The 4,240-nt window shown below is 50.1% G+C and carries 4 protein-coding genes; all 4 read left to right on the top strand.

Annotated elements, in window-relative coordinates:
- On the top strand, positions 1-383 hold a 383-nt coding region (locus BG32_RS13845), incomplete at its 5' end, for an anhydro-N-acetylmuramic acid kinase (RefSeq protein ID WP_183084347.1).
- A 40-nt stretch (positions 384-423) separates the two neighbouring features.
- Positions 424-2,169 carry an ABC transporter substrate-binding protein gene (locus BG32_RS13840; RefSeq protein WP_006489420.1) on the top strand — a complete coding sequence of 582 codons (1,746 nt, stop codon included), beginning with the start codon at positions 424-426 and terminating at the stop codon, positions 2,167-2,169.
- A 56-nt stretch (positions 2,170-2,225) separates the two neighbouring features.
- Positions 2,226-3,194 carry an ABC transporter permease gene (locus tag BG32_RS13835; RefSeq protein WP_006489421.1) on the top strand — a complete coding sequence of 323 codons (969 nt, stop codon included), beginning with the start codon at positions 2,226-2,228 and terminating at the stop codon, positions 3,192-3,194.
- 81 nt (positions 3,195-3,275) lie between these two features.
- Positions 3,276-4,240 (top strand): ABC transporter permease (locus BG32_RS13830; protein ID WP_259459757.1); only part of this gene is annotated, 965 nt, incomplete at its 3' end.

Raw genomic sequence — 4,240 nt, 5'->3', positions numbered from 1 at the left:
GGCAGCCCCCAAAATCGACGGGAAGAGAGATCTACAACGAAACCTTCCTGGAGGGGATCTCCTTCTCCTCTCCGGAAAACCTTGTTAGAACACTCGTTAGGTTCAGCGTATTCCAGTTGGTTCAAAGCATCAATTCATATTTACCTTTGGGGAAAAGAATAGTAGTTACGGGAGGAGGGGCCCTTAACCCCGTTATGATCGAGGATCTTAAACAGCTTAGCGGCCTTGATGTAGAAGTGCCTGACAAAACCTTCTTGCAGGCAAAGGAAGCGATTGGCATGGCAGTTCTAGCCCAGGAGTTCTTTAACGGGGTAGAGGCAAACGTTCCGTCTGTAACAGGAGCGAGAAAGAGAGTTGTCCTAGGAAAACTGGCTTTACCTTGATCTCCCCGACGGGAGAGAAAACATAAAGGAGGTTTTTACCGTGAGGCGAATCTTTCTGTTAGTTCTCGCAGTTCTTTTCACCGCCATGTTAATGGCAGCTCCATTCGTGGAAGACAGCATGCTGACACCTGATCCAAACCCCAGAATGGGAGGGACGCTGTACTTGGCACTTACCGGTTCCCCCCAGTCATTCAATTTCTACGGCACTCTCGATAGCAACGCTTACTCCGTTGCAGGACAGATGCTCACAGGACTCGTCGAGGCTCATCCGGTTACGTCGGCAATCAGGCCCGCCCTTGCAGAGTCGTGGGAAGTCTCGGAAGACAACAAGGAGGTCACCTTCCACCTGAGAGATGTGAAGTGGTCTGATGGCGTCCCTCTGACCGCCGATGACGTAATCTTCACATTTGAGCACTTCGTTATGAATCCCGTAGCCAGAGGAAACTCCGTAGCCAGATTCACAATCGAAGCAAAACCAATTGAGTGGGTAAAGGTCGACGACAGCACTGTCAAGGCTATTCTGCCCGCGCCGTACGCTGCCTTCTTCACAGTTCTATCGCACGCCTATATCTACCCGTCCCATGCGCTTGAAAGCAAGATCGACAAGAACAGACCCGACTCGGTCAACGATGTATGGCTAACAAACACTCCTCTGAACGAGATTCCAGCAAATGGACCCTTCATGCTCTCGGAATACATAATAGACCAGAAGGTCGTCATGACGAAAAATCCAAACTACTGGAAGGTCGATGAATATGGCAACAAGCTTCCTTACGTGGACAAGATCGAGTACCTCGTTGTAAGCGATGCACAGGTGAGGCTTGCCAAGTTCATGGCAGGAGAGCTCGACTACATGGCCGTGAGTGGAAACGACTTCCCGATCCTCAAGGAGAGGGAACTTGCCGGCGGTCCATTTAGAGTCTTCCTTGCCGAGCCTACTCAGCCTACTCCAAGCCCGATTCACATCGCATTCAATTTCGATGTTGAGAACCCGAAACTCAGAGAGGTTTTCAGAACTACCGAGTTCCGCCAGGCAATGGAATATGCCCTTGACAGAGAGAGGATCATCGATGAGGTCTACAATGGACTGGCCGTTCTTGGAGGAGTGCCTGTACTTCCCTCTAACAAGGCCTTCTACAATCCAAAAATCGAAGAGATTCGCAGACCCTTCAACCTGGCAGAGGCCGCGAGAATTCTAGACGAGCTTGGACTCAAAGACAATGACGGAGACGGCTTCAGAGAGTATCCCGACGGGACGAAGTTCGAGTTCGTGCTTACCCTGCAGAGCTCTCCGCAGGAGTACCAGGACATCGCATACATTTACTCTCAGGACTTGCAGAGTATCGGAGTAAAGGTCAACCTCCAGATACTCGATAGCTCGCTAACTGGACAGATGTTTGGCGCCGGCAGTTTCGAAGCTGGAATCAGGGCCTTTGGGAACCAGCCCGATCCCCAGTTGAGAAAGGCGATCTGGCAGCCGGGAACTCAGCTCTACTACTGGCACAGAACAACGAGAGACCCCGACACCAATCTTCCTATCATGGAAAACATGCTTGATTGGGAAAAGAGAGTGTACGAACTCTTTGAAAAGGGCCAGGTCGCAATGGACCCGGTCGAAAGAAAATCCTATTACGACGAATGGCAGGAGATCTACGCGGAGTATCTTCCCGTGATTTTCGTGTGCAAAGGAATGAATCTTTACGCCGCGAACAAGTCGCTAGGAAACGTCGAACAGAACGAAGAGGGGCTTCTCTCTTACTCTTCCTGGACCGTATTTAAGAAATAAGTGCTTCATCTGCGGGAGGAGATTCTCCTCCCGCTTTACTTCTCCGGAGGAAGATTATGTGGTCTTTTATCGCTAGAAGATTGCTTATAATGATTCCAATGATGTTCTTCATATCCGTGATCTGCTTCGTGATCACCGAGCTACAACCCGGTGATTTCATAAGCCAGTATCTGGACAACCCGAGAATTTCACCGGCGCAGATCGAGCTACTCAGAAAGAATCTCGGGCTCGATGAACCGGCCCACATAAGATACTGGAACTGGATCAAGGGGATAGTCACCAGAGGGGACTTCGGCTACTCCTTTGCCTTTCAAAGACCTGTTGGAGAGCTTATATGGGAACGAATGGGCTGGACGGTCTTCGTTGCACTAGGAGCCATCGTTTTTCAATGGATCCTTGCCGTTCCGATGGGAATCTACTCTGCGCTGCATCCATATTCATTTGGTGACTATTCGCTAACAGTTATTGGCTTCATAGGTCTTTCTGTACCGGACTTCTTCCTGGCACTGATCCTTATGTACCTCATGCTGCAGATGGGGGCGACCTCGGTCGGTGGCCTCTTTTCGCCACAGTTCGTTGGGGCGCCTTTCAGCCTGGAAAAGTTTGTGGATCTACTTAAACACCTGTGGATTCCTCTCGTTGTAGTAGGCATGAGCGGTCTTGCTGGACTCATGCGTGTCATGCGCGGGAACATGTTAGATGTCATTTCTTCTCCCTTTGTCACCTCGCTCAGGGCTCACGGGCTCGATGAAAAGACCGTAAAAAGGCACGCGATAAAAAACGCACTCAATCCGATGGTCAGCATAGCCGGAACGGAGCTTCCTAACGTATTCAGCGGCACCATAATAGCCGCTATCGTCCTGAATCTGCCGACGATGGGACCGTTCTTCTATAACGCGCTTCTCAACCACGACCAGTATCTAGTAATGACGTTCCTTATGTTCATCGCCATCATAACCCAGATCGGGAATCTATTTGCCGACATAGCGCTTGCCGTTCTCGACCCACGGATAAGGATGAGCTGATATGCAGAGCACGAAAAGCCGGATTGCAAAGAATTTCTTCAAACATAAACTTGGTGTTGTTGCTTAATAGCCCTTTCTATCATGTATCTGCTCGTCATATTTTCCGACTTCATAGCGCCATACAACTATGTGACTTCCCACAGGAATTTCGTCTATGCGCCCCCCTCGAAGATCCGATTCTTCGATGAAGAAGGTAAATGGATCGGCCCCTTCGTGTACGGGATGAAGAAGGTCAGAAACCCCGTGACTTACAGGCTGGAATTCTCCGAAGACACCAGCCGGCCAGTTCCTGTGAAGTTCTTCGTCAGAGGGGAGGAATACAGATTCTGGGGGATTTTCAAGACTGATCTCCATCTCTTCGGTGTTGAAGAATCTTCCGATATAGCGATGGTTCTTCTTTTTGGCGGCGACAGATTTGGCAGGGATCTATTCTCCAGGGTCCTGATCGGGGGGAAGGTCTCAATGACAGTCGGCCTCGTCGGCACTCTGATAAGCGTATTCATAGGAGCGATAGTTGGAGCGCTTTCGGGATTCTACGGCGGGACTATAGACGTAGTCATACAGCGTTTCATTGAGCTTCTGAGATCCTTTCCGAGGATTCCCCTCTGGCTCGCGCTTGCCACGATTCTACCTCCTCAATGGCCAAGTACATGGGTCTATTTCGGAATCGTAATCGTTCTTTCACTAATCGGCTGGATGGGTGTTGCGCGTGTTGTCAGAGGAATGGTCCTGAGCCTGAGAGAGAAGGAGTTCATTCTGGCCGCCAGAGTATCCGGTGTATCTAACATGAAAATAATAACGCGTCACTTGATTCCTAACACGATAAGCTACCTCATAGTCGTCTCTACTCTTTCAATACCGGGAATGATTCTGGGAGAGAGCGCGATTAGCTTCCTGGGGCTCGGTATAAAGGAACCTATGACAAGCTGGGGCCTGCTGTTGAAACAGGCCCAGTCTATATCTGAACTTGAGGCCCATCCCTGGCTAATGGTTCCGGGAATCTTCATAATCGTTGCGGTTCTCTCCTTCAACTTCGTGGGAGACGC

The organism is Mesotoga sp. HF07.pep.5.2.highcov (assembly GCF_003666285.1).
Classification (GTDB): domain Bacteria; phylum Thermotogota; class Thermotogae; order Petrotogales; family Kosmotogaceae; genus Mesotoga; species Mesotoga prima.
This window is presented reverse-complemented; position numbering and strand designations above follow the sequence as displayed.